Source organism: Allobosea sp., assembly GCF_035944895.1.
In the GTDB taxonomy this organism is placed as follows: domain Bacteria; phylum Pseudomonadota; class Alphaproteobacteria; order Rhizobiales; family Beijerinckiaceae; genus Allobosea.
This window is the reverse complement of the sequence record NZ_DASZAT010000004.1, coordinates 160860-179513: the sequence shown is the minus strand read 5'-3', so window position 1 is coordinate 179513 and position 18654 is coordinate 160860. Positions and strand designations below refer to the sequence as shown.

At 68.1% G+C, this 18654-nt stretch carries 14 protein-coding genes; 10 read left to right on the top strand and 4 right to left on the bottom strand.

The window, feature by feature from the left end; all coding sequences use genetic code 11:
* Positions 1-4 precede the first annotated feature (4 nt).
* The 8 genes from VGV58_RS02370 (at position 5) to VGV58_RS02335 (ending at position 11317) form a co-directional block, all read left to right on the top strand.
* The gene (locus VGV58_RS02370; protein ID WP_326872360.1) at positions 5-280 is read left to right on the top strand and encodes a sarcosine oxidase subunit delta; all 276 of its coding nucleotides are present in this window, start codon (positions 5-7) and stop codon (positions 278-280) included.
* On the top strand, positions 277-3258 hold the full coding sequence (locus VGV58_RS02365; RefSeq protein WP_326872359.1) for a sarcosine oxidase subunit alpha family protein: 2982 nt from the start codon (positions 277-279) through the stop codon (positions 3256-3258). The genes VGV58_RS02370 and VGV58_RS02365 overlap by 4 nt, the downstream gene beginning before the upstream one ends.
* The gene (locus VGV58_RS02360) at positions 3251-3883 is read left to right on the top strand and encodes a sarcosine oxidase subunit gamma (RefSeq protein WP_326872358.1); all 633 of its coding nucleotides are present in this window, start codon (positions 3251-3253) and stop codon (positions 3881-3883) included. The genes VGV58_RS02365 and VGV58_RS02360 overlap by 8 nt, the downstream gene beginning before the upstream one ends.
* Positions 3884-3970: 87 nt before the next feature.
* On the top strand, positions 3971-4834 hold the full coding sequence (gene purU, locus VGV58_RS02355; RefSeq protein WP_326872357.1) for a formyltetrahydrofolate deformylase: 864 nt from the start codon (positions 3971-3973) through the stop codon (positions 4832-4834).
* 275 nt (positions 4835-5109) lie between these two features.
* Entirely contained in the window at positions 5110-6126 is a 1017-nt protein-coding gene (locus tag VGV58_RS02350; RefSeq protein ID WP_326872356.1) for an amino acid ABC transporter substrate-binding protein, read from the top strand.
* A 125-nt stretch (positions 6127-6251) separates the two neighbouring features.
* Complete coding sequence (locus VGV58_RS02345; RefSeq protein ID WP_326872355.1) at positions 6252-7169, top strand: LysR family transcriptional regulator; 918 nt, start codon at positions 6252-6254, stop codon at positions 7167-7169.
* 90 nt (positions 7170-7259) lie between these two features.
* The gene (locus tag VGV58_RS02340) at positions 7260-9311 is read left to right on the top strand and encodes a hydantoinase/oxoprolinase family protein (protein ID WP_326872354.1); all 2052 of its coding nucleotides are present in this window, start codon (positions 7260-7262) and stop codon (positions 9309-9311) included.
* 2 nt (positions 9312-9313) lie between these two features.
* Positions 9314-11317, top strand: coding sequence for a hydantoinase B/oxoprolinase family protein (locus VGV58_RS02335; protein ID WP_326872353.1), 2004 nt, complete (start codon positions 9314-9316; stop codon positions 11315-11317).
* A 9-nt stretch (positions 11318-11326) separates the two neighbouring features.
* Here the strand turns inward: VGV58_RS02335 and VGV58_RS02330 are convergent, their stop codons facing one another.
* From VGV58_RS02330 to VGV58_RS02315, 4 genes are read right to left on the bottom strand one after another with little or no spacing between them, the layout of a single operon-like run.
* Positions 11327-12037, bottom strand: coding sequence for an MOSC domain-containing protein (locus VGV58_RS02330; RefSeq protein WP_326872352.1), 711 nt, complete (start codon positions 12035-12037; stop codon positions 11327-11329).
* The gene (locus VGV58_RS02325) at positions 12037-12936 is read right to left on the bottom strand and encodes an ABC transporter permease (protein ID WP_326872351.1); all 900 of its coding nucleotides are present in this window, start codon (positions 12934-12936) and stop codon (positions 12037-12039) included. The genes VGV58_RS02330 and VGV58_RS02325 overlap by 1 nt, the downstream gene beginning before the upstream one ends.
* On the bottom strand, positions 12933-13889 hold the full coding sequence (locus VGV58_RS02320; RefSeq protein WP_326872350.1) for an ABC transporter permease: 957 nt from the start codon (positions 13887-13889) through the stop codon (positions 12933-12935). The genes VGV58_RS02325 and VGV58_RS02320 overlap by 4 nt, the downstream gene beginning before the upstream one ends.
* Positions 13890-13949: 60 nt before the next feature.
* Positions 13950-15632, bottom strand: coding sequence for a peptide ABC transporter substrate-binding protein (locus tag VGV58_RS02315; RefSeq protein ID WP_326872349.1), 1683 nt, complete (start codon positions 15630-15632; stop codon positions 13950-13952).
* A 279-nt stretch (positions 15633-15911) separates the two neighbouring features.
* Here VGV58_RS02315 and VGV58_RS02310 point away from each other — a divergent pair, with 279 nt between their 5' ends.
* Both VGV58_RS02310 and VGV58_RS02305 read left to right on the top strand, forming a co-directional pair.
* A complete protein-coding gene (locus VGV58_RS02310; RefSeq protein WP_326872348.1) occupies positions 15912-17240 on the top strand; it encodes an NAD(P)/FAD-dependent oxidoreductase in 1329 nt (442 codons plus the stop codon).
* 89 nt (positions 17241-17329) lie between these two features.
* A complete protein-coding gene (locus VGV58_RS02305) occupies positions 17330-18652 on the top strand; it encodes an NAD(P)/FAD-dependent oxidoreductase (protein WP_326872347.1) in 1323 nt (440 codons plus the stop codon).
* Positions 18653-18654 lie beyond the last annotated feature (2 nt).

Here is an 18654-nt window from a genome sequence, read left to right as displayed (position 1 = left end):
TCCCATGCGCATCACCTGTCCCCATTGCGGCGCGCGCGACGCCCAGGAATTCAGCTATCTCGGCGCGGCCGATCTGAAGCGCCCCGACAGCATGGCGGCGAGCGAAGCCGCGATGGCTGATTACGTCTATCAGCGCGACAACCCGGCCGGTATCCATCGCGAGCTCTGGTATCACGGCGCCGGCTGCCATGCCTGGCTGGTCGTGACCCGCGACACCCGCAACCACGCGATCACGGCGGTCGAGCCGGCCAAGGCGTGCAAGGCGGGAGCGGCGGCATGAGCACCCAGCCTTTCCGCCTCGCCTCCGGCGGCCTGATCGATCGCGGCCATCCGCTGGATTTCAGCTTCGACGGCACCTCCTATCGCGGCTATGCCGGCGACACGCTGGCTTCGGCGCTGCTCGCCAATGGCGTGCGCCTGGTCGGTCGCTCCTTCAAATATCACCGCCCGCGCGGCGTCCTTTCGGCCGGGCCGGAGGAGCCCAACGCGTTGGTCGAATTGCGCTCCGGTGCGCGCCGCGAGCCCAACACCCGCGCGACGGTCGTCGAGTTGTTCACCGGACTGGACGCCTCGAGCCAGAACCGCTGGCCCTCGCTCGCCTTCGACCTGCTCTCGATCAACGGGTTGGTCTCGCCGGCCCTGGTCGCCGGCTTCTACTACAAGACCTTCATGTGGCCGGCCGCGTTCTGGGAAAAGCTGTACGAGCCGCTGATCCGGCGCGCCGCCGGCCTCGGCCGCGCCGCCGGAGCGGAAGACCCGGACCATTACGAGAAGGCCTTCGCCTTCTGCGACCTCTTGGTGATCGGCGGCGGCCCGGCCGGCCTCGCGGCCGCGCTCGCGGCCGGGCGCAGCGGCGCCCGGGTCATCCTCTGCGACGAGGATTTCCGGCTCGGCGGGCGCTTGCTCGCAGAAAAGCGCGAGATCGGTGGCAAGCCGGCCTCCGAATGGCTCGCCGCGACGCTGGCCGAGCTCGAAAGCCTGCCGGAGGTGCGGATCATGCCGCGCACCACCGTGTTCGGCCTCTATGACCATGGCATCTACGGCGCGGTCGAGCGGGTCGCCGACCATCTGCCGCAACCGCCGGCGCATCTGCCGCGCCAGCGCGGCTGGCGCATCCATGCCAAGCGGGCGATCCTCGCCGCCGGCGCGCTCGAGCGACCGATCGTCTTCGCCGGCAATGACCGGCCCGGCGTGATGCTGGCCGGCGCGGTGCGGTCTTACGTGAACCGCCATGGCGTGCTGCCTGGCCGCGAAACCGTGCTGTTCACCGCCGGCGACGATGGCTGGGCGACGGCCCGCGACATCGCCGCCGCTGGCGGCAAGGTCGCCGCGATCGTCGATTCCCGCCCCGCCGACCCGGCGCGCAAGGCGCTCGCCGACAAGCTCGGCGCACGGCTCTTCGCTGGCGGCGCCGTGATGGGCGCGCGCGGCGGGCGACAGCTCAGCGGCGTCACAATCCGCGATGCCTCGGGCGCGGTGAACGAGCTTTCCTGTGACCTGCTCGCGGTCTCGAATGGCTGGAACCCGACGCTGCACCTGACCTCGCACCAGAACGGCAAGCCGGCCTGGGACGACGGCCAGCAATGCTTCGTGCCGGGCACGGTGCCGGCCGGTCTTGCGGTCGCCGGCAGCGCCGCCGGGCGCTTCACGCTGGCGCAGGCGCTGGAAGACGGCGCGAGGCTGGGAGGCGAGGCAGCCGCCGAGGCTGGATTGAGCGCTAAGCCAAGCGAGCCCATCCCGACGACCGATCCGGAGACCAACGGGCTTTCGCCGGTCTGGCGGGTCAACGGCGGCAAGGGAAAAGCCTTCGTCGACTACCAGAACGACGTCACCGACAAGGATGTCGAGCTCGCCGCCCGCGAGGGCTTCCGGCCGGTGGAGCATCTCAAGCGTTACACCACGCTCGGCATGGCGACCGACCAGGGCAAGACCTCGAACCTGTCCGGCCTCGCGATCATGGCCGAGCAGACCGGCCGGACGATCCCGCAGACCGGCACCACCACCTTCCGCCCGCCCTATACGCCGGTCGCGATCGGCGCGCTGGCCGGCCATCACCGCGGCAAGGATTTCAGGCCGACCCGGCTCGCGCCGACGCATGACTGGTCGAAGGAGCAGGGCGCCGTCTTCGTCGAGACCGGGCCATGGCTGCGGGCGCAATACTACCCGCGCCCCGGCGAGACCGACTGGCTGACGACGGTCAACCGCGAGGTCAAGGCGGTGCGCGCCGGCGTCGGCCTCTGTGACGTTTCGACCCTCGGCAAGATCGATATCCAGGGCACCGATGCCGCCGAATTCCTGGAACGGGTCTACATCAACGGCTGGAAGACGCTGCCGGTCGGCAAGGCGCGTTATGGGCTGATGCTGCGTGAGGACGGCTTCGTCATGGACGACGGCACCACCTCGCGCCTCGGCGAGACGCATTTCCTGATGACCACCACCACTGCCAATGCCGGCAAGGTGATGCAGCATCTCGAATTCTGCCATCAGGTGCTCTGGCCGGAGCTCGATGTCCGCATGGTCTCGGTCTCCGAGCAATGGGCGCAGGTCGCGATCGCCGGGCCGAAGGCGCGCGAGACCCTGCTAGGTGTCGTCGACCCCGAACACGACCTCTCGAACGAGGCCTTCCCCTATCTCGCAGCGCGTCCCGTCACCGTCGGCGGCGGCATCCCGGCGCGCCTCTTCCGCATCTCCTTCTCGGGCGAGCTCGCCTATGAGCTGGCGGTCCCCGCCGACTATGGCGATGCGATGGTGCGGGCGCTGATGCAGGCCGGCGCGCCCTTCGGCATCACGCCCTATGGCACCGAGGCGCTCGGCGTGATGCGCATCGAGAAGGGCCATGTCGCCGGCAACGAGCTCAACGGCCAGACCACGGCGCGCGATCTCGGCCTTGGCAAGATGATGTCGTCGAAGAAGGACTTTGTCGGCCGCCTGATGGCGGGCCGGCAGGCCCTGGTCGAGCAGGACCGCCCCTCCTTCGCCGGCTTCAAGCCGGTCGAGCCCGGCCAGCGCCTGCGCGCCGGTGCGCATTTCATCGGCGTCGGCAAGTCGGCGGTGATGGAGAACGACGAGGGCTACATGACCTCGGTCGCCTACTCCCCTCACCTCAACCACTGGATGGGGCTCGGCCTGATCAAGGGCGGCGCCGCCCGCATCGGCGAGCGCGTGCGCGCCTATGACCCGGTGCGCAATGGCGACGTCGTCGTCGAGATCTGCTCGCCCGTCTTCGTCGATCCCGAAGGAGCCCGCCTCCATGGCTGAGACAGCTCGTTCATGGGCGCCCCGCAGCGCCTGGGCCGGCATCGCGCAGCCCGGACAGATCGGCGCTGCCGGTCCGGCCGGCGTCACCGCGACCCTGCTCGACGGCTTCGGGCTGGCGACACTGATCGCAGCACCGAGTGTGACGGCGGCCTTGTCGCAGGCCGTCGAAGCCAGGATAGGCACCGCCCTGCCGACGACACCGAAGATCGTCTCAGGCGCCTCGCATGACGCGATCTGGTCCGGCCCCGATCAGTGGCTGCTGCGCGCCGCCAAGCGCGACGGTTTCAGAAGCCTTCTGGAAGCGCTCTCGGCTCAGGCTGCCGTCAGCGACCAGAGCGATGCGCGCGCAGCCCTGCGGCTCTCCGGCCCGCATGTGCGTGACGTTCTGGCCAAGGGCGTGATGCTCGATCTGCATCCCGCAGCCTTCGCGGTCGGCGATACCGCCTTGACAAGCATCGCCTATATCGGTGTGCATCTCTGGCGGCTCGCTGATGGGCCGGATGGATCCGTGTTCGAGATCATGGTCGCACGCAGCATGGTGGGAAGCTTCTGGTCCTGGTTCGCCGCCTCCGCGGCCGAATTCGGCTGCCAGATCTCTATCGACCGCGCCACCGGCCGAGGTTGACGGCAGCGCGCCGCGCGCCGTCCCTTCCTTCGACCTTTCCCGATCCTCAAGTCTTCAGGGACCCGCGCGAGCGGGCCGATCCGTCACATGTCCGATTCTCCAATGATCCTTGCTTTGTCCTGCCCCGACCGGCCGGGCATCGTCGCCGCCGTCTCGACCCTGCTGGCCGAAGCCGGCTGCAACATCCGCGACGCGCAGCAGTTCGACGACCTCGAAACCGGCCGTTTCTTCATGCGGGTGGTGTTCGACCGGCTGGAGGGCGCGCGCAGCGCCACCGAGATCCGCGGCCTCGTCGACGAGCTGGCGGCGCGCTTCAAGATGACCGTCTCGCTACGCGACGCCACCGCTCGCAAGCGCGTCATGCTGCTGGTCTCGAAATTCGACCATTGCCTGGCCGACCTGATCTATCGCTGGCGCATCGGCGAACTGCCGATGGAGATCACCGCGATCGTCTCGAACCACGCCCGCGAGCACATCGCCTCGACCGATCTCGGCGACCTGCCCTTCCATCACATGCCGATCAACCGGCAGACCAAGATGGAGCAGGAGGCCGAGCTCTGGCGGCTGATCCAGGAGACCGGCAGCGATCTCGTCGTGCTCGCCCGCTACATGCAGGTCTTGTCGGACGGGCTCTCGGCCAAGCTCTCGGGCCGCTGCATCAACATCCACCACTCCTTCCTGCCCGGCTTCAAGGGCGCCAAGCCCTATCATCAGGCGCATGAGCGCGGGGTGAAGCTGATCGGCGCGACCGCGCATTACGTCACCTCCGATCTCGACGAAGGGCCGATCATCGAGCAGGACGTCGAGCGCATCAGCCATCGCGACACGCCCGACGACCTCGTCCGCAAGGGCCGCGACATCGAGCGGCGCGTGCTGGCGCGGGCGGTGCGCTACCATCTGGAGGATCGCGTGCTGCTCAACGGCAAGAAGGCCGTCGTCTTCACGGATTGATCGAAGCATCGGCGCGGCCGGGGCTTTGCTTTGCACCAGCTCCGACCGGCCGATACCCAAACCCGGCACCGGCCGCCAGGCCACTCGACGGTTGTTGCGGAGGACCCATAGCTCCCCCCAAGCACTCGCGCAAACGCAAGCCCGATAGCCTGCCGAGCAGGCGCCGCATCATGGCGGTTTGTGCGGGTGCGAAGATGTAGAACGGCAGATCGTTCTTGCAGCGAGGCGGCACATTGGCGGCGGCAGACATTGTCGCCGCCAACAAGGGGAACGCCATGAAGCGCCTACTCGCCGCTGCCCTCCTCTGCGCCTCAGCGACACTCGCGCAGGCCCAGGCCCAGAAATCCACCCTCTCCATCGTCAAGAGCCGCGGCGAGTTGATCTGCGGCGTCAGTCCCGGCCTCGCCGGCTTCGGCCTTCCCGACGAGAAGGGCGAGTGGCATGGCCTCGACGTCGATCTCTGCCGCGCCATTTCGGCGGCGATCCTGAACGACCCCAAGAAGGTCAAATTCACGCCGCTCTCGTCGAAGGACCGCTTCACCGCGCTCCAGTCGGGCGAGGTCGACCTCCTGTCACGTACAAGCACCTGGACGATGGCGCGCGACACCTCGCTCGGCCTCGCCTTCGCCGGCGTCAACTACTATGACGGCCAGGCGTTCCTGGTTCAGAAGAAGCTCGGCGTCGATTCCGCGCTCAAGCTCAACGGCGCCTCAATCTGCCTGCAGCAGGGCACGACCACCGAGCTCAACGTCGCCGACTATTTCCGCCAGAACAACATCAAGTACGAGCCCGTCACCTTCGACAAGGGCGACGAGGCGATCAAGGCCTTCGAATCCGGACGCTGCGACGCCCTGACCGACGATTCCTCGGCGCTCTACGCGCTCAAGCTCAAGCTGGTGAAGCCGGACGACGCGGTCGTCCTGCCCGAGCTGATCTCGAAGGAGCCGCTCGGCCCGGTGGTGCGCAGCGCCGATCATGACTGGTTCAACCTGGTGAAATGGGTGCATTTCGCCATGCTGAACGCCGAGGAGCTCGGCGTGACCCAGGCCAATGTCGACAAGCAGCTCGAGTCGACCAATCCCGAGATCCGCCGGCTGCTCGGCAAGGACGGCAAGTTCGGCGAGGCGATCGGCCTCACGTCCGACTGGGCCTACCGGATCGTCAAGCAGGTCGGCAATTACGGCGAGGCCTTCGAGCGCAGCGTCGGGGCCGGCTCAGTGCTCAAGATCGCCCGCGGCAAGAATGACCTCTGGAGCAAGGGCGGCCTGCAATACGCGCCGCCGATCCGCTGACGGATCGTGCTCGGCCGGGATCGTACCGGATCGATCAGGAGCGCCGCGGCGTGATGCCCGGCGCTCCGTTCTGCGCTGTTCCGGCGACGGCTGACAGCCGCCGCGACAGCTTCTAGGATCAGGCGATGCGTGCCCGCCAGATCGAAGTCTTCCGCATGGTCATGCGCTGCGGCACGCTGACCAGCGCCGCCGAGGCGCTCGCCGTCTCGCAGCCGGCGCTCAGCCAGATCCTGCTGCATACCGAAGACGAGCTCGGCTTCAAGCTGTTCCAGCGCGTCAAGGGCCGGCTGATCCCGACCCCCGAGGCGGAGGAGATCTATCCCGAGGTCGAACGCCTGTTCGGCGATCTCGAAATGCTCCGGCGGCGCACCCGCGACCTGCGCCATGGCAAGGCCGGCCTCGTGCGCCTCGCCGCCTCGGCGCCACCCTCCCTCTCCTTCGTCCCGGAGGCGCTGCGGCACTTTCGTGCGGCGCATCCGAACACGCGCGTGCGCTCCTATGTCGTGCCGGCCGAGGTCATCCTCACCATGCTCGACCGCGACCAGGCCGGGCTCGGCATCGCCATGATGGACCAGCCGACTCCCTTCATCGAAACCGAGATAGTCGGCTACACCCGCGTGGTCTGCGTGCTGCCGGCCGGGCATCCGCTGGCCGAGCGCGAGGCCATCGGCGCGGAGGACCTCGATGGCGAGACGCTGATCTCCTACCGCGCAGAATCGCTGCCGGGACAGCTGCTGCGCGACGCACTGGCCAGGGAAGGCCTGCCGTTCCGGCCGGAGATGGAGATCGACGTCTCGATCATCGCGCTGGCTTTCGTGCAGCAAGGCCTCGGCGTCGCCGTGGTCGACGGCCTCCTGCCCTGGCATAATTTCCCCGGCTTGGTGACGCGCCCGTTCCGGCCGCATGTCGCCCTGCCGCTCTGCCTGCTGACCAGCACGCGCCGGCCGCTCTCGCGCAGCCACGAATTGCTGCGCAACCACATCCGCACGGCCTGCCAGCAGCTCGGTCTCGACCAGCCGGTCTCCGAAGAGCCCGAGGCATAAGGCCGGCTTATCCGGCATCGTGGTTTTGGTGTTGGACCCCGGGAGGGGCCCTCTCCAAGACTGGCTCGACCTTCCTTGAACGGGTTTATCATGAGCTGGCGTATCGGCGTCGACATCGGCGGCACCTTCATCGATTTCTGTGCGCTGGAGACCGGCAGCGGCCGTGTCGAGACCATCAAGGTGCTGACCACGCCCGACGCACCGGGCCGCGAGTTGCTCGCCGGGCTCGACCTCCTGAACGAGCGCCATTCCGTACCGCCGGAAGAGATCGTCTCCTTCGTCCACGGCACCACGGTCGGCATCAACACCATCATCCAGCGCAAGGGCAGCCGGCTCGGGCTGATCACCACCGCCGGCTTCGAGGACGTGATCGAGCTGGCGCGACTGCGCATGCCCGACATGTATTCGCTGTTCTGCGCGCGCCCGGAGCAGCTCATCCCGCGCGACCGCATCTTCGGCGTCGGCGGACGCATCCTCTCCGATGGCAGCATCGCCGAGCCGCTCGACCGCGACGCCCTCGCGGATGCGGTTGTGAAGCTCAAGGCGCGTGGCGTCGACGGCGTGATCGTTTCCTTCCTGCATGCCTATCGTAATCCCGCCCACGAGACAGAAGCGCGCGCGCTGATCGCAGAGCTGGCGCCGGAGCTTTTCGTCTTCACCACCAGCGAGGTCTGGCCGGTGATCCGCGAATATGAGCGCACCACCACCGCGATCCTGAACGGCTACGTCCATCCGCGCGTCTCGGGCTATCTCGACGCGCTCGAGGAGGCGCTGGCCTCGCGCGGCGTGCCGGCCGGCCCGATGCTGACCAAGTCGAATGGCGGAGTGATGAACGCCGCCACCGGCAAGCGCGCCTGCGTCAACATGCTGCTCTCGGGCACGGCCTCGGGCGTGATCGGCGCCGCCTATCTCGCCGAGCAGGCCGGCGCGAAGAACATCCTCACCCTTGATATCGGCGGCACCAGCGCCGACCTCGCCTTGATCATCGAAGGCCAGCCGCAATTCGGCACCGGCGAGGTCGTCGGCGACTTCCCGCTCTATGTCCCAAGCGTCTCTGTCACCTCGATCGGCGCCGGCGGCGGCTCGATCGCCTGGGCCGACGCCTTCGGCGTGCTCAAGGTCGGCCCCGAAAGCGCCGGCTCGACCCCCGGCCCCGCCTGCTATGGCCGCGGCGGCGCCCGCGCCACCGTCACCGACGCGATGGCGACCTGCGGCTTCCTTGGCCACACCGCCCTCGCCTATGACCAGATCGGCATGCGCCGCGACCTCGCGCAGAAGGTGGTCGGAGAGGTCGCCGCAATGCTCGGCCGCAGCGCCGAGGCAACGGCCGAGGCGATCATCGCCATCGCCGTCTCCGAGATGTTCGTCGAGGTCAACAAGCTCGTCGCCCGCTATGGCGTCGACCTGCGCGATTTCGCGCTGATGCCGTTCGGCGGCGCCGGGCCGATGCTCGGCTGCTTCCTCGCGCGCGAACTCGGCATACCCCGCGTGCTCGTGCCGCGCCGCCCCGGTGTCGTCAGCGCGCTCGGCGGGCTGATCGCCGACCTGAAGGGCGATTTCATCCAGAGCATCTTCGCCGCGGCGGAGCTGGCCTCGCTAGCCCAACTGCGGGAGGCACTGGCGCGGCTCAAGCGCGACGGGCTCGCCTGGATCCGCGACGACCAGCGCTTCACCGGCCCCGTCGTCGAGAGCCTGAGCGCCGACATGCGCTATCACGGCCAGTCCTTCGAGATCGAAGTGGCGCTCTCCGAGAGCTGGCTCGCCGAGGGCGACCTTGCCGCGATCCGCACCGCCTTCCACCGCCAGCACCTCGCCATCTACGACTTCAACGACGAGGCGGCCGAGGTCCAGATCGTCAATCTGCGCCTCGTCGTCACCGGCGCGACACCGCGGCCGGAACTTGCTCCGGCGAGCGAGGCGGTCGACGAGGCGGCGATCCCGGCACGCTCCATCACGGTCTGGCTCGACGGCGCCGAGCGCGAGGTCGCGCTCTTCCACCGTGAGGCGCTGCGCTGCGGCCAGCATTTCTCCGGGCCGGCCGTGGTCGCGCAGGAGGACACCACCATCTGCATACCCGCAGGTTTCGAGGCTGAGGTCGACGCCTTCCTCAACCTGCATCTCATCCTGCGCGAGGGAGCCTGATCATGGTCGACAAGGTCACCTTGCAGGTCCTGGCCAATCATTGCCGGGCCGCGGCCGAGAACATGGCCTACACGCTCTACCGCACGGCGCATTCCACCTTCGTCAAGGAGACGGAGGATTTCACGGTGATGGTGATGGACCGCACCGGGCGCGTCGTCGCCGTGCCGATGGACCTCGGCGCGACCTGGTATCCGGGCATGAACTACAACCGCGCCATCGAGATGGTGCCTGAGTATCGCCCAGGCGACATCGCCTTCACCAACGACCCCTATAGCGGCTATCTCGCCACCCACGCCCCCGACACGCATCTGTGGAAGCCGATCTTCCACGAAGACGAGATCGTCTGCTTCGTCGGCGGCCATGTCCACAACACCGACATGGGCGGGGCGGTGCCGGCGAGCCTGTCGCGCTCGCTCACCGAGATCCATCAGGAGGGCATCCGCTTCCCGCCGATGACGCTGATGCGCGACGGCGCCTTCGACGAGACCGTGCTGCGCATCATGATGATGAATGTGCGCAAGCCCGCGCTGAACATGGGCGACCTCAAGGCCCTGGCAGGCGCGCTCAACACCGGCGAGCGCAAGATCCAGGCGATGGTCGCCAAGTTCGGCGCGAAGGGCTTCATGGACGGGCTCGATGGGCTGATGGACTATGCCGAGCATCAGGCCCGCGAGATCCTGCGCTCTATCCCCGACGGCGAGTACTTCTTTTCCGACTATGCCGACGAGGACGGTGTCGACGGCAATCCCTGCCGGCTGGCGCTGACGCTGACGATCAAGAGCGACGAGGCGATCCTCGACTTCACGGGATCGGACCCGCAGCTCGGCTCCTCGCTCAATGTCCCGACCGGCTCCGACCCGCGCCATACGCTGCTGCTCGTCGGCGTCTACTACGTGCTCTACACGCTGAACCCGCAGCTCCTGCTCAATTCCGGCCTGACCCGGCCCTTCACCTGCATCGCGCCGGAAGGGACGGTGCTGAACCCGTCCTTCCCGGCGGCGGTCGGCATGCGCAGCCTGACCTGCGCACGGCTGCGCAGCCTGATCTTCGGCGCCTTCAGCCTCGCCGCGCCCGAGCGCCTGCCGGCGGCACCGGCCGGCTCCAGCTCGATCGTCAATGTGATGACCACCGACGAGAAGACGCATCGCAGCGTCATCGCGGCGATCAACCCGGTGGTCGGCGGCGGCGGCGGCATGCCGCATCGCGACGGGCCGAACGGCTCGGGCGCCGACGCCGCCTATCTCAAGAACACGCCGATCGAGATCACCGAGACCGAGGTGCCGATCCGCTTCATGCGCTACGGGCTGCAGCCGGATTCTGGTGGGGCGGGACGCTGGCGCGGCGGGCTCGCCACGGTGATGGAGTTCAAGGTGTTCTCGCCGAACTCGCGCATCACCGTGCGCAACCGCGACCGCTCGTATTTCCGGCCCTGGGGCACGCTTGGCGGCCTCTCTGCCGAGACCTCGAACTTCATCATCAATCCCGGCCGCCCGAACGAGCGCGTGCTAGGCAACACCGACATCGCCATCGCCGAGCCGGGCGACGTGATCCATATCCATTCGCCGGGCGGCGGCGGGCGCGGCACGCCATTGGAACGCGAGCCCGAGCGGGTCCTGCTCGATGTCGAGCGCGGCTATGTCAGCCTGGACGCGGCGCGAGCGCTTTACGGCGTCGTGATCGAGGCAGGCGCCGTTGATCCTGAGGCTACGACTGCGCTGCGCGCGGAGCTCAAGACGCGCACCCACAACACGCATTTCCATTTCGGCTCGGAGCGGGACGCCTTCGAGCAGGTCTGGACGGCGGAGAACTATGCAGCGCTGACGCAGTTGCTCGCTGGCCTGCCGGTCCACTGGCGCTTCTTCACCAAGACCAAGCTCTTCGCCGTGATGCGCGATGCTGCCGACAAGCTCGACGTGGCCGCGGCCTTTGCTGCGGTGCGGCGGGACTATCCGCAGATCCCAGAGGTCGGGCAGGATACTCCAGAGATCGCTCAGGCAGCCGAGTAGCCGCCGGCCTCAGCCGACGGTGACGGTCGCGCCCGCCGCGATCTCGCCGGGCGTCACCACGTCGCAATAGATGCCGAAATTGCGCTCGTGGCGCTTGACCACCGTCCGCAGGATCTCGACGTCGACAGGCAGACCTTCCTGCGCGATGGTGATGAAGCCGCAGCGCCCGCAATGCTCGCGGCCCTTCAGCACGACGTCGCCGATCCTGATCTCGCGCCCGATCCAGCCATGCTCCGGGATGGCATCGAGCTCATCGGGCCAGTCGAGCAGGATGTTCGGCCGGAAACGGCGGGCATCGATGACGCTGCCGGGCAATTCCCGTTCGAGGCTGCGGATCGCTGCGCTGGTGACGAGGTGGATCGGTGCATGCTCGTAGCGCGGCCGAAACCCGCCTGAGCCGACCGCGTCGAAAGGCTTCAACAGCGGCATGAAGCCGAAGGCCTGCGATAGGCCCTCCAGTAGCTCCGCATCCTGCGGCCCGGCCCAGCGCTCGCCATCAAGCGAGAGAGCGATGCCCTCCCCCACGGCTCTGGCATGGGCACGTGGCACGCCGAGGAAGTGCTTCTCGCGGCCGGGCGAGGCGATGCGGCCGGTGGCGGCGTCGAGCAGCCCCCAGATCCTGTCGCCCGCGACGCCGCCGGCGTTGACTTCGAGCTGATCCAGCTGCTCGCCGGCCATCGAGCTGACCGGATAGCGCCAGAGTTCGGCGACCTGCCCCATCACTGGCCGTCCATCCTCGGATCGAGCGCATCGCGCAGGCCGTCGCCGATGAAGTTGAAGCTGGTCACCGCGAGCGTGATCGCGGCGCCGGGGATGATGGCGAGCCAGGGCGCGCTGGTGAGATAGCTCTGGGCGCTGTCGAGCATGTTGCCCCAGCTCGGCGTCGGCGGCTGGATGCCGAAGCCGAGGAAGGAGATGTAGCTCTCGGCCAGGATGGCATGGGCGACGTTAAGCGTCGCCGCGACGACGATCGGCGCGATCGCGTTCGGCAGCAGCTCGCGGACCATGATGCGCCGGTTGCTCGCGCCGAACGAGACGGCCGCCTGCGCGAACTCACGCGTCTTCAGCGAGCGGATCTGCGCCTCGACCACGCGGGCGACCTCCATCCATGAGGTCATCGCGATCAGCAGGATGATCGACGGCACCGAGGGCGAGATCAGCGCCGAGATCGCCAGCAGCAGGAAGATCGAGGGGAAGCACAGCATCGCATCGACGAAGCGCATCAGCGCCGCGCCGAGCGCACCCTCGTAGAAGCCGGCGACCATGCCGACGACGATGCCGATCGCCATCGCGATCGCCATGGCCGAGAAGCCGACCGCCAGCGAGATCCGCCCGGCCATCAGCAGGCGCGCGAGGATATCGCGCCCGAGCGGATCGGTGCCGAGCACATGCGGACCGGAGAATGGCGGCGCGAAGCGGTTGCGGATGTCGATGAAGGTATCGGTGTAAGGCAGCAGCCAGGGACCGACGATGCAGGCGAGCGTCAGAAAGACGATCGTCGCCGCGCCGAAGACTGCGAGCTTGTGGCGCCGGAAACGACGCAGGCCCGGGCTGTTCCAGAAGCCGGGGGCCGGCGGCAAGGCCGGCTCGGCGGTGCTGGTGAAGGGCACGCCGCTCATCGCCCGCTCCTCGAAATGCGCGGGTCGGCGACGCCATAGAGCAGATCGGCGAGCAGCGATCCCAGCAGGACGAGCACGGCCGTGAACATCAGGATGCCCATGACGACGGGGTAGTCGCGATAGCTGATCGAATCGAGGAAGAGCCGGCCCATGCCCGGCCAGGTGAAGACCGTCTCGGTCACCAGCGCGCCCGAGAGCAGTGTCGGCACATGCAGGCCGGTGATGGTGATCATCGGCAGCAGCGCGTTGCGCAGGGCGTGGCGCATGAGGATCTGCCGCTCCGGCACGCCCTTGGCGCGAGCGGTGCGGATATAGTCCTGGTTGACCACCTCCAGCATCGAGGAGCGCATGTAGCGGCTCCAGACCGCTGTCGAGACCAGCGCCAGGACGATGCAGGGGCCGATCAGGTGATGCACCTGGTTGAGGAACGAGCCGTCGCCCATGGTGTAGCGGTTGCCGGCGGGCAGCCAGCCGAGCCCGACCGAGAAGACGTAGATGATGACGAGGCCGAACCAGAAGGTCGGGATCGAGAGCGCGATCATCGCGCCGATCGTCGCCAGCGAGTCGAACAGCGAATAGCGGCGGATCGCGCCGAGGATGCCGACCCAGGCGCCGATCACCATGGCGAGCAGCGTCGAAGTCAGCATCAGCTCCAGCGTCGCGCCGAGATGCGAGGCGATGATGTGCAGCACCGGCTGCTGGTCGCGATAGGACACTCCCCAGTCGCCTGAGAGCATGCGCCAGAGCCATTCGACGTACTGCACCGGCAGCGGCCGGTTGAGGCCGAGCTGCTCGGCGATGCGGTCGAGATCGGCCTGGGTCATGTCGCCGCCGGCGGCGAACTGCGAGAGCGGCCCGCCCGGCGCCAAATGCAGGATGGCGAAGCCGATCACCGAGACGATCAGCAGCAGCAGCAGCGACTGGCCGAGCCGGCGCAGCAGGAAGGCGATCATGGCGCCCTCCTCCCGGCCGGCGCCGGCATCGCGCCGGCGCGGTTCACATCGCGCCCCACGTCACTTGGCCCAGTACCACTGGCCCATGTTCCAGGTGTTCTGCCTGGCGTTGATGTTGGGCTGGTAGCCGATCAGCCCCTCCTTGTAGCCCTCGACCGGCGCGTACTGGTAGATCGGCAGGATCGGCAATTCCTCACGCACCAGCACCTGCAGCTTCTGGTAGATCTCCTTGCGCTTCGCCGTGTCGAAGGTCTCCTGGCCCTGCTTCATCAGGGCGTCGGCCTCGGCGTTCTGCCACTGCATCTGGTTGGCGCCGTTGCCGCTCTTGGCCGGGATCGCGTCCGAGCCGAAGCGATGCGCCGGATCGGGATCGATCACCGTGCGGAAGGCCGTGCCGACCAGCAGCGACTGGAACTTGGAGCGGGTGTAGAAATCGCCCCAGATCACCGCCGCGGGCATATTGTTGATCGTCATCTTGATGCCGACCTGCTGCCAGTCCTGCTGCATCAATTGCTGGCACTGCTCGCGCAGCGCCGCGCCTGTCGTGGTCGAGACGGCGAACTCCAGCGGCACGCCGTTCTTCATGCGCACGCCCGAGCCGGAGCGCTTCCAGCCGGCATCGTCAAGGATCTTGCCGGCGAGCGCCGGGTCGTAGACCTGCTTCGGCAGGTTGGGGTCGTAGGCCCAGGATTCCTGCGGCATGAAGGATTCGGTCGGGATGTGCAGGCCGTAGAAGACGATGTCGATGATCGCCTGCTTGTTGATCGAGGCGTAGAGCGCCTTGCGCACCGCCTTGTCCGACAGGGCCGGATGCTCGAGGTTCGGCATCAGCACCTCGAGCGAGGCGCTCGGAATCTTCACCACCTTGCGGCCGGGCAGCTTGACCGCCTCGGCATAGAAATTGGCGGGGATGCCGGTGCCGATGATCAGGTCGACCTGGCCGGTGCGGAACTGGGCGTAGAGCGCGGTCTGGTCCGGCACGTATTTGAGCACCGCCTTTTCCAGATACGGCCCCTTGCCGTGGTATTTCTCGTTGGCGACGAGCTGAATGTTGTCGCCCGGCGTGCGCGTGCCCCATTTGAACGGGCCAGTGCCGACCGGCGCGCCGTTGAACGGCGCCGTGTTCGGATCGGCCGCCTTCTCCAGCAAATGCTTGGGCACGATGAAGGTGTTGGAGAGCAGCGCGAGATAGGGCGCATAGGCCTTCTCCATGCGCCAGGAGATCTCCAGCGGGCCGGTGACCTTGATGTCCTTGACCAGCGAATGGCCGACGCGGGTGCGCGCCTTGAAGCCCGGCGCGTTGATCAGCTCGAGCGTGTACTTGACGTCCTCGGCGGTGAACGGCGTGCCGTCATGCCAGGTGATGCCCTCGCGCAGCTTGACCTTCCAGGCGAGGCCGCCTTCCGAGATGCCACCATTGGCCTCGCTCGGCACTTCGGCGGCGAGGTCGGGAACCAGCGAGCCGTCGGGCTGGGCCAGCCACATCGTGTTGAAGACCTGCATCCAGACGGTCTCGTCGACCTCGATGCCGGGCATCAGCGGATTGAAGGCCGTCGGCTCCTGCGACAGGCCGACCACGACCTGGCCGCTCGGCTTGGCGGGTGGCGGCGGAGGCGCCTTGCTTTGAGCGCGAGCGCCAAGGCCGGAGGCAGCGAGCAGGCCGCCGGCGCCGAGCGCCAGGACCTCGCGGCGATGCAGGGCAGGCAGAGCAAGGCCGGACGCCTTCATGGACGGCTTGTTCATCGTCGATCCCCTCGTTGTCGACGGCCTTGTGCGGCCGATGCACGGTCGCCGCCTTTTGCCTGGCGGTTCGCCGCATGGGCCGCCCGTTGTCGGCCCGCCTCATGATAGGCAGCAGACGACCCGCGATGGTCCCCGTCCTTTGCCGGGGCAACCAAAACAATCTGCCGAATCGCACCCTTCCTTTGGCATAGGGTTCCAGGCGGTTCGGGCTTGAATATCGGCCTCCCGCTCCCGGTCCGCGCCGCCGGCACGACCGCTCTCCGCCAAGGACCATGCCGCATGTCGCCACCGGTCAACCGCGTCCACAGCGACGAAGCCCTGCCCGCCGCGGCCGACATCGTGGTCATCGGCGGCGGCATCGCCGGCGTCACCGCAGCCTATCACCTGGCGAAGAAGGGCCATTCGGTCGCGCTCGTCGAGAAAGGCTATCTCGCCGGCGAGCAGTCGAGCCGGAACTGGGGCTGGTGCCGCCAGCAGAACCGCGATTTGCGCGAATTGCCGCTGGCGATGCGGGCTGTCGAGATGTGGAACGGGCTTTCGGAAGAGGTCGGCGCCGATGTCGGCTTCCGCCGCAGCGGCCTGACCTATCTGACGACGCGCCAGTCCGATCTCGACGCCTGGGAGGGCTGGGGCGACAAGGCCCGGCAATACCAGATGCAGACGCGCATGCTGAGCGCCGAGGAGGCCAAAGCCATGGCGCCGCATGCGAAGGGTGAGTGGATCGGCGGCGTGCATTCACCGACCGATGGCCGCGCCGAACCGGCCATGGCCGTTCCTGCGATCGCCGAGGCGGCACGCCGGCTTGGCGTCACCATCCATCAGGATTGCGCGGCCCGCGGCCTCGAAACCGCGGCCGGCCGCGTGAGCGGCGTCGTCACCGAGAAGGGCACGATCAAAACCTCGACGGCGCTGCTCTCCGGCGGCGTCTGGACGGCGATGTTCGCCCGCCACCACGGCATCCGCATGCCGCTCGCCGGCATCAAGTCGACCTCGTTCTTCACCGGGCCAGCGCCTGAGATCACCACGGGCGGCATCTCGACGCCCGATCTCACCATCCGCCGCCGGGTCGATGGCGGCTTCACCGTCGGCATCAGCGGGCGCGGCCTGCTCGAGCTCTCGCCGCACGGCATGCTCAATGCCCAGCCGTTCTGGCGCACCTTCAAGAAGCGCCACAAGCTGCTGACGATCCGCGCCGGCAAGTCCTTCTTCTTCGGGCCGGAAGCGCTGATGCGCTGGAGCAACGATACGGTCTCGCCCTTCGAGAAGATGCGGACCTACGATCCGCCGCCGCAGGAGGAACTGATCACCTTCGCCAAGAAGCGGCTCGCCGAGATCTTCCCGCAGCTCGCCAATGTCGAGATCAAGCACAAATATGGCGGGCTGATCGATTTCACACCCGACTGGGTGCCGGTGATCTCCGCGGTCGACAAGCTGCCGGGCCTGCACGTCTCCGCCGGTTTCAGCGGCCATGGCTTCGGCATCGGCCCCGCGGCGGGGCGGCTCGCGGCCGACATCGTCGCCGGCGATGCCCCGATCGTCGACCCTACCCCCTATCGCTACAGCCGCCTCATCGATGGGACCGACCTCGGCGAACCCGGGCTGATGTGACGTCCGCCCTGCCCTAGCCGCCCAGTCCCATCGCAACGGGACATCCCGGGCCATGCCGCTTGGTGGCATGGCCGCCTCCGGAGCCATCCATGCCACTGACCATCGAACGCATCGCCAGCAGCGAGGCGCTGCCCGCCGCCGCGGATGTCGTCGTCATCGGCGGCGGCATCGTCGGCGCGGCGGCGGCCTATTACCTGGCGCGGCGCGGCCGCTCGGTGGCGCTGGTGGAAAAGGGCGTGGTCGGCGGCGAGCAGTCGAGCCGCAACTGGGGCTGGTGCCGCAAGCAGAACCGCGACGCCCGCGAACTGCCGCTGGCGATCCGCGCCATGGAGCTCTGGGAGAGACTGAGCGAGGAGCTTGGTCGCGACAGCGGCTTCCGTCGTTGCGGCCTGGTCTACGCCACCAACGACCCCGCGCAATTGGCGCAATGGGAGCGCTGGCGCGAGACCGCCAGGGCCTTCAACGTCGAGACGACCATGCTCACGGGGCCGCAGACCGCGGCCATGACCGCCGCCAGTGGCCGTAGCTGGCTCGGCGGGCTGCACTCCGTCACCGACGGCAAGGCCGAGCCTGCTCTAGCCGCCCCCCTCATGGCCGACGGGGCCCGCCGCCTTGGGGCCAGCGTGCATCAGGGCTGCGCGGCGCGCGGACTCGACATCACCAATGGCGCGGTCACCGGCGTCGTCACCGAGAAGGGTACGATCCGCACAAATGCAGTCGTGCTCGCCGGCGGCGCCTGGGCCTCTGCCTTCTGCCGCCGTCACGGCATCGCCTTTCCGCAGGCGAGCATCCGCGCGACAAGCCTGCGCACCGAGGTTGCGCCTCATTTCCTCGACGCATTCTATACCCCGGAGATCGCGCTGACCCGCCGCCTCGACGGCAGCTACACAGTCGCGATCAGCGGCAAGGGCACGCTCGAGATCACGCCGCAGGGCCTGCGCTATGCCCGCGAGTTCCTGCCGATGTTCGTCAAGCGGCTGAAGGCGGTCGAGCTCGGCATCGGCTCCTCCTTCTTCAAGGGCCCGGAAGCCTTCGGCAGCTGGAAGCTCGACGAGGTCTCGCCCTTCGAGACGATCCGCGTGCTCGACCCCGCGCCGAGCCGGCGCGCGATGGCAACCCTGCTTGAGCGCGCTCATGCGATGTTCCCGGCCCTGAAGACCGTCGCCGTGCGCGAAAGCTGGGGCGCCTATATCGATTCGACGCCCGACGCGGTGCCAGTGATCTCGCCGGTCGCCGGCCTCTCCGGCTTCGTGCTGGCGGCCGGCTTCAGCGGCCACGGCTTCGGCCTCGGCCCCGCCGCCGGCCATCTCGCCGCCGACCTTGCGACCGGCGACACGCCGATCGTCGACTCCAGCCCGTTCAGGCATTCGCGCCTCGTCGACGGCTCTCGCGGCGCCATCGGCGAGTTCTGACG

Coding starts and splice junctions, on each gene's coding strand:
- VGV58_RS02360 (WP_326872358.1), top strand. CDS start 3,251: ATGGCTGAGACAGCTCGTTCATGGGCGCCCCGCAGCGCCTGGGCCGGC.
- VGV58_RS02330 (WP_326872352.1), bottom strand. CDS start 12,037: ATGGGGCAGGTCGCCGAACTCTGGCGCTATCCGGTCAGCTCGATGGCC.
- purU (WP_326872357.1), top strand. CDS start 3,971: ATGTCCGATTCTCCAATGATCCTTGCTTTGTCCTGCCCCGACCGGCCG.
- VGV58_RS02365 (WP_326872359.1), top strand. CDS start 277: ATGAGCACCCAGCCTTTCCGCCTCGCCTCCGGCGGCCTGATCGATCGC.
- VGV58_RS02340 (WP_326872354.1), top strand. CDS start 7,260: ATGAGCTGGCGTATCGGCGTCGACATCGGCGGCACCTTCATCGATTTC.
- VGV58_RS02350 (WP_326872356.1), top strand. CDS start 5,110: ATGAAGCGCCTACTCGCCGCTGCCCTCCTCTGCGCCTCAGCGACACTC.
- VGV58_RS02315 (WP_326872349.1), bottom strand. CDS start 15,632: ATGAACAAGCCGTCCATGAAGGCGTCCGGCCTTGCTCTGCCTGCCCTG.
- VGV58_RS02345 (WP_326872355.1), top strand. CDS start 6,252: ATGCGTGCCCGCCAGATCGAAGTCTTCCGCATGGTCATGCGCTGCGGC.
- VGV58_RS02325 (WP_326872351.1), bottom strand. CDS start 12,936: ATGAGCGGCGTGCCCTTCACCAGCACCGCCGAGCCGGCCTTGCCGCCG.
- VGV58_RS02370 (WP_326872360.1), top strand. CDS start 5: ATGCGCATCACCTGTCCCCATTGCGGCGCGCGCGACGCCCAGGAATTC.
- VGV58_RS02320 (WP_326872350.1), bottom strand. CDS start 13,889: ATGATCGCCTTCCTGCTGCGCCGGCTCGGCCAGTCGCTGCTGCTGCTG.
- VGV58_RS02305 (WP_326872347.1), top strand. CDS start 17,330: ATGCCACTGACCATCGAACGCATCGCCAGCAGCGAGGCGCTGCCCGCC.
- VGV58_RS02335 (WP_326872353.1), top strand. CDS start 9,314: ATGGTCGACAAGGTCACCTTGCAGGTCCTGGCCAATCATTGCCGGGCC.
- VGV58_RS02310 (WP_326872348.1), top strand. CDS start 15,912: ATGTCGCCACCGGTCAACCGCGTCCACAGCGACGAAGCCCTGCCCGCC.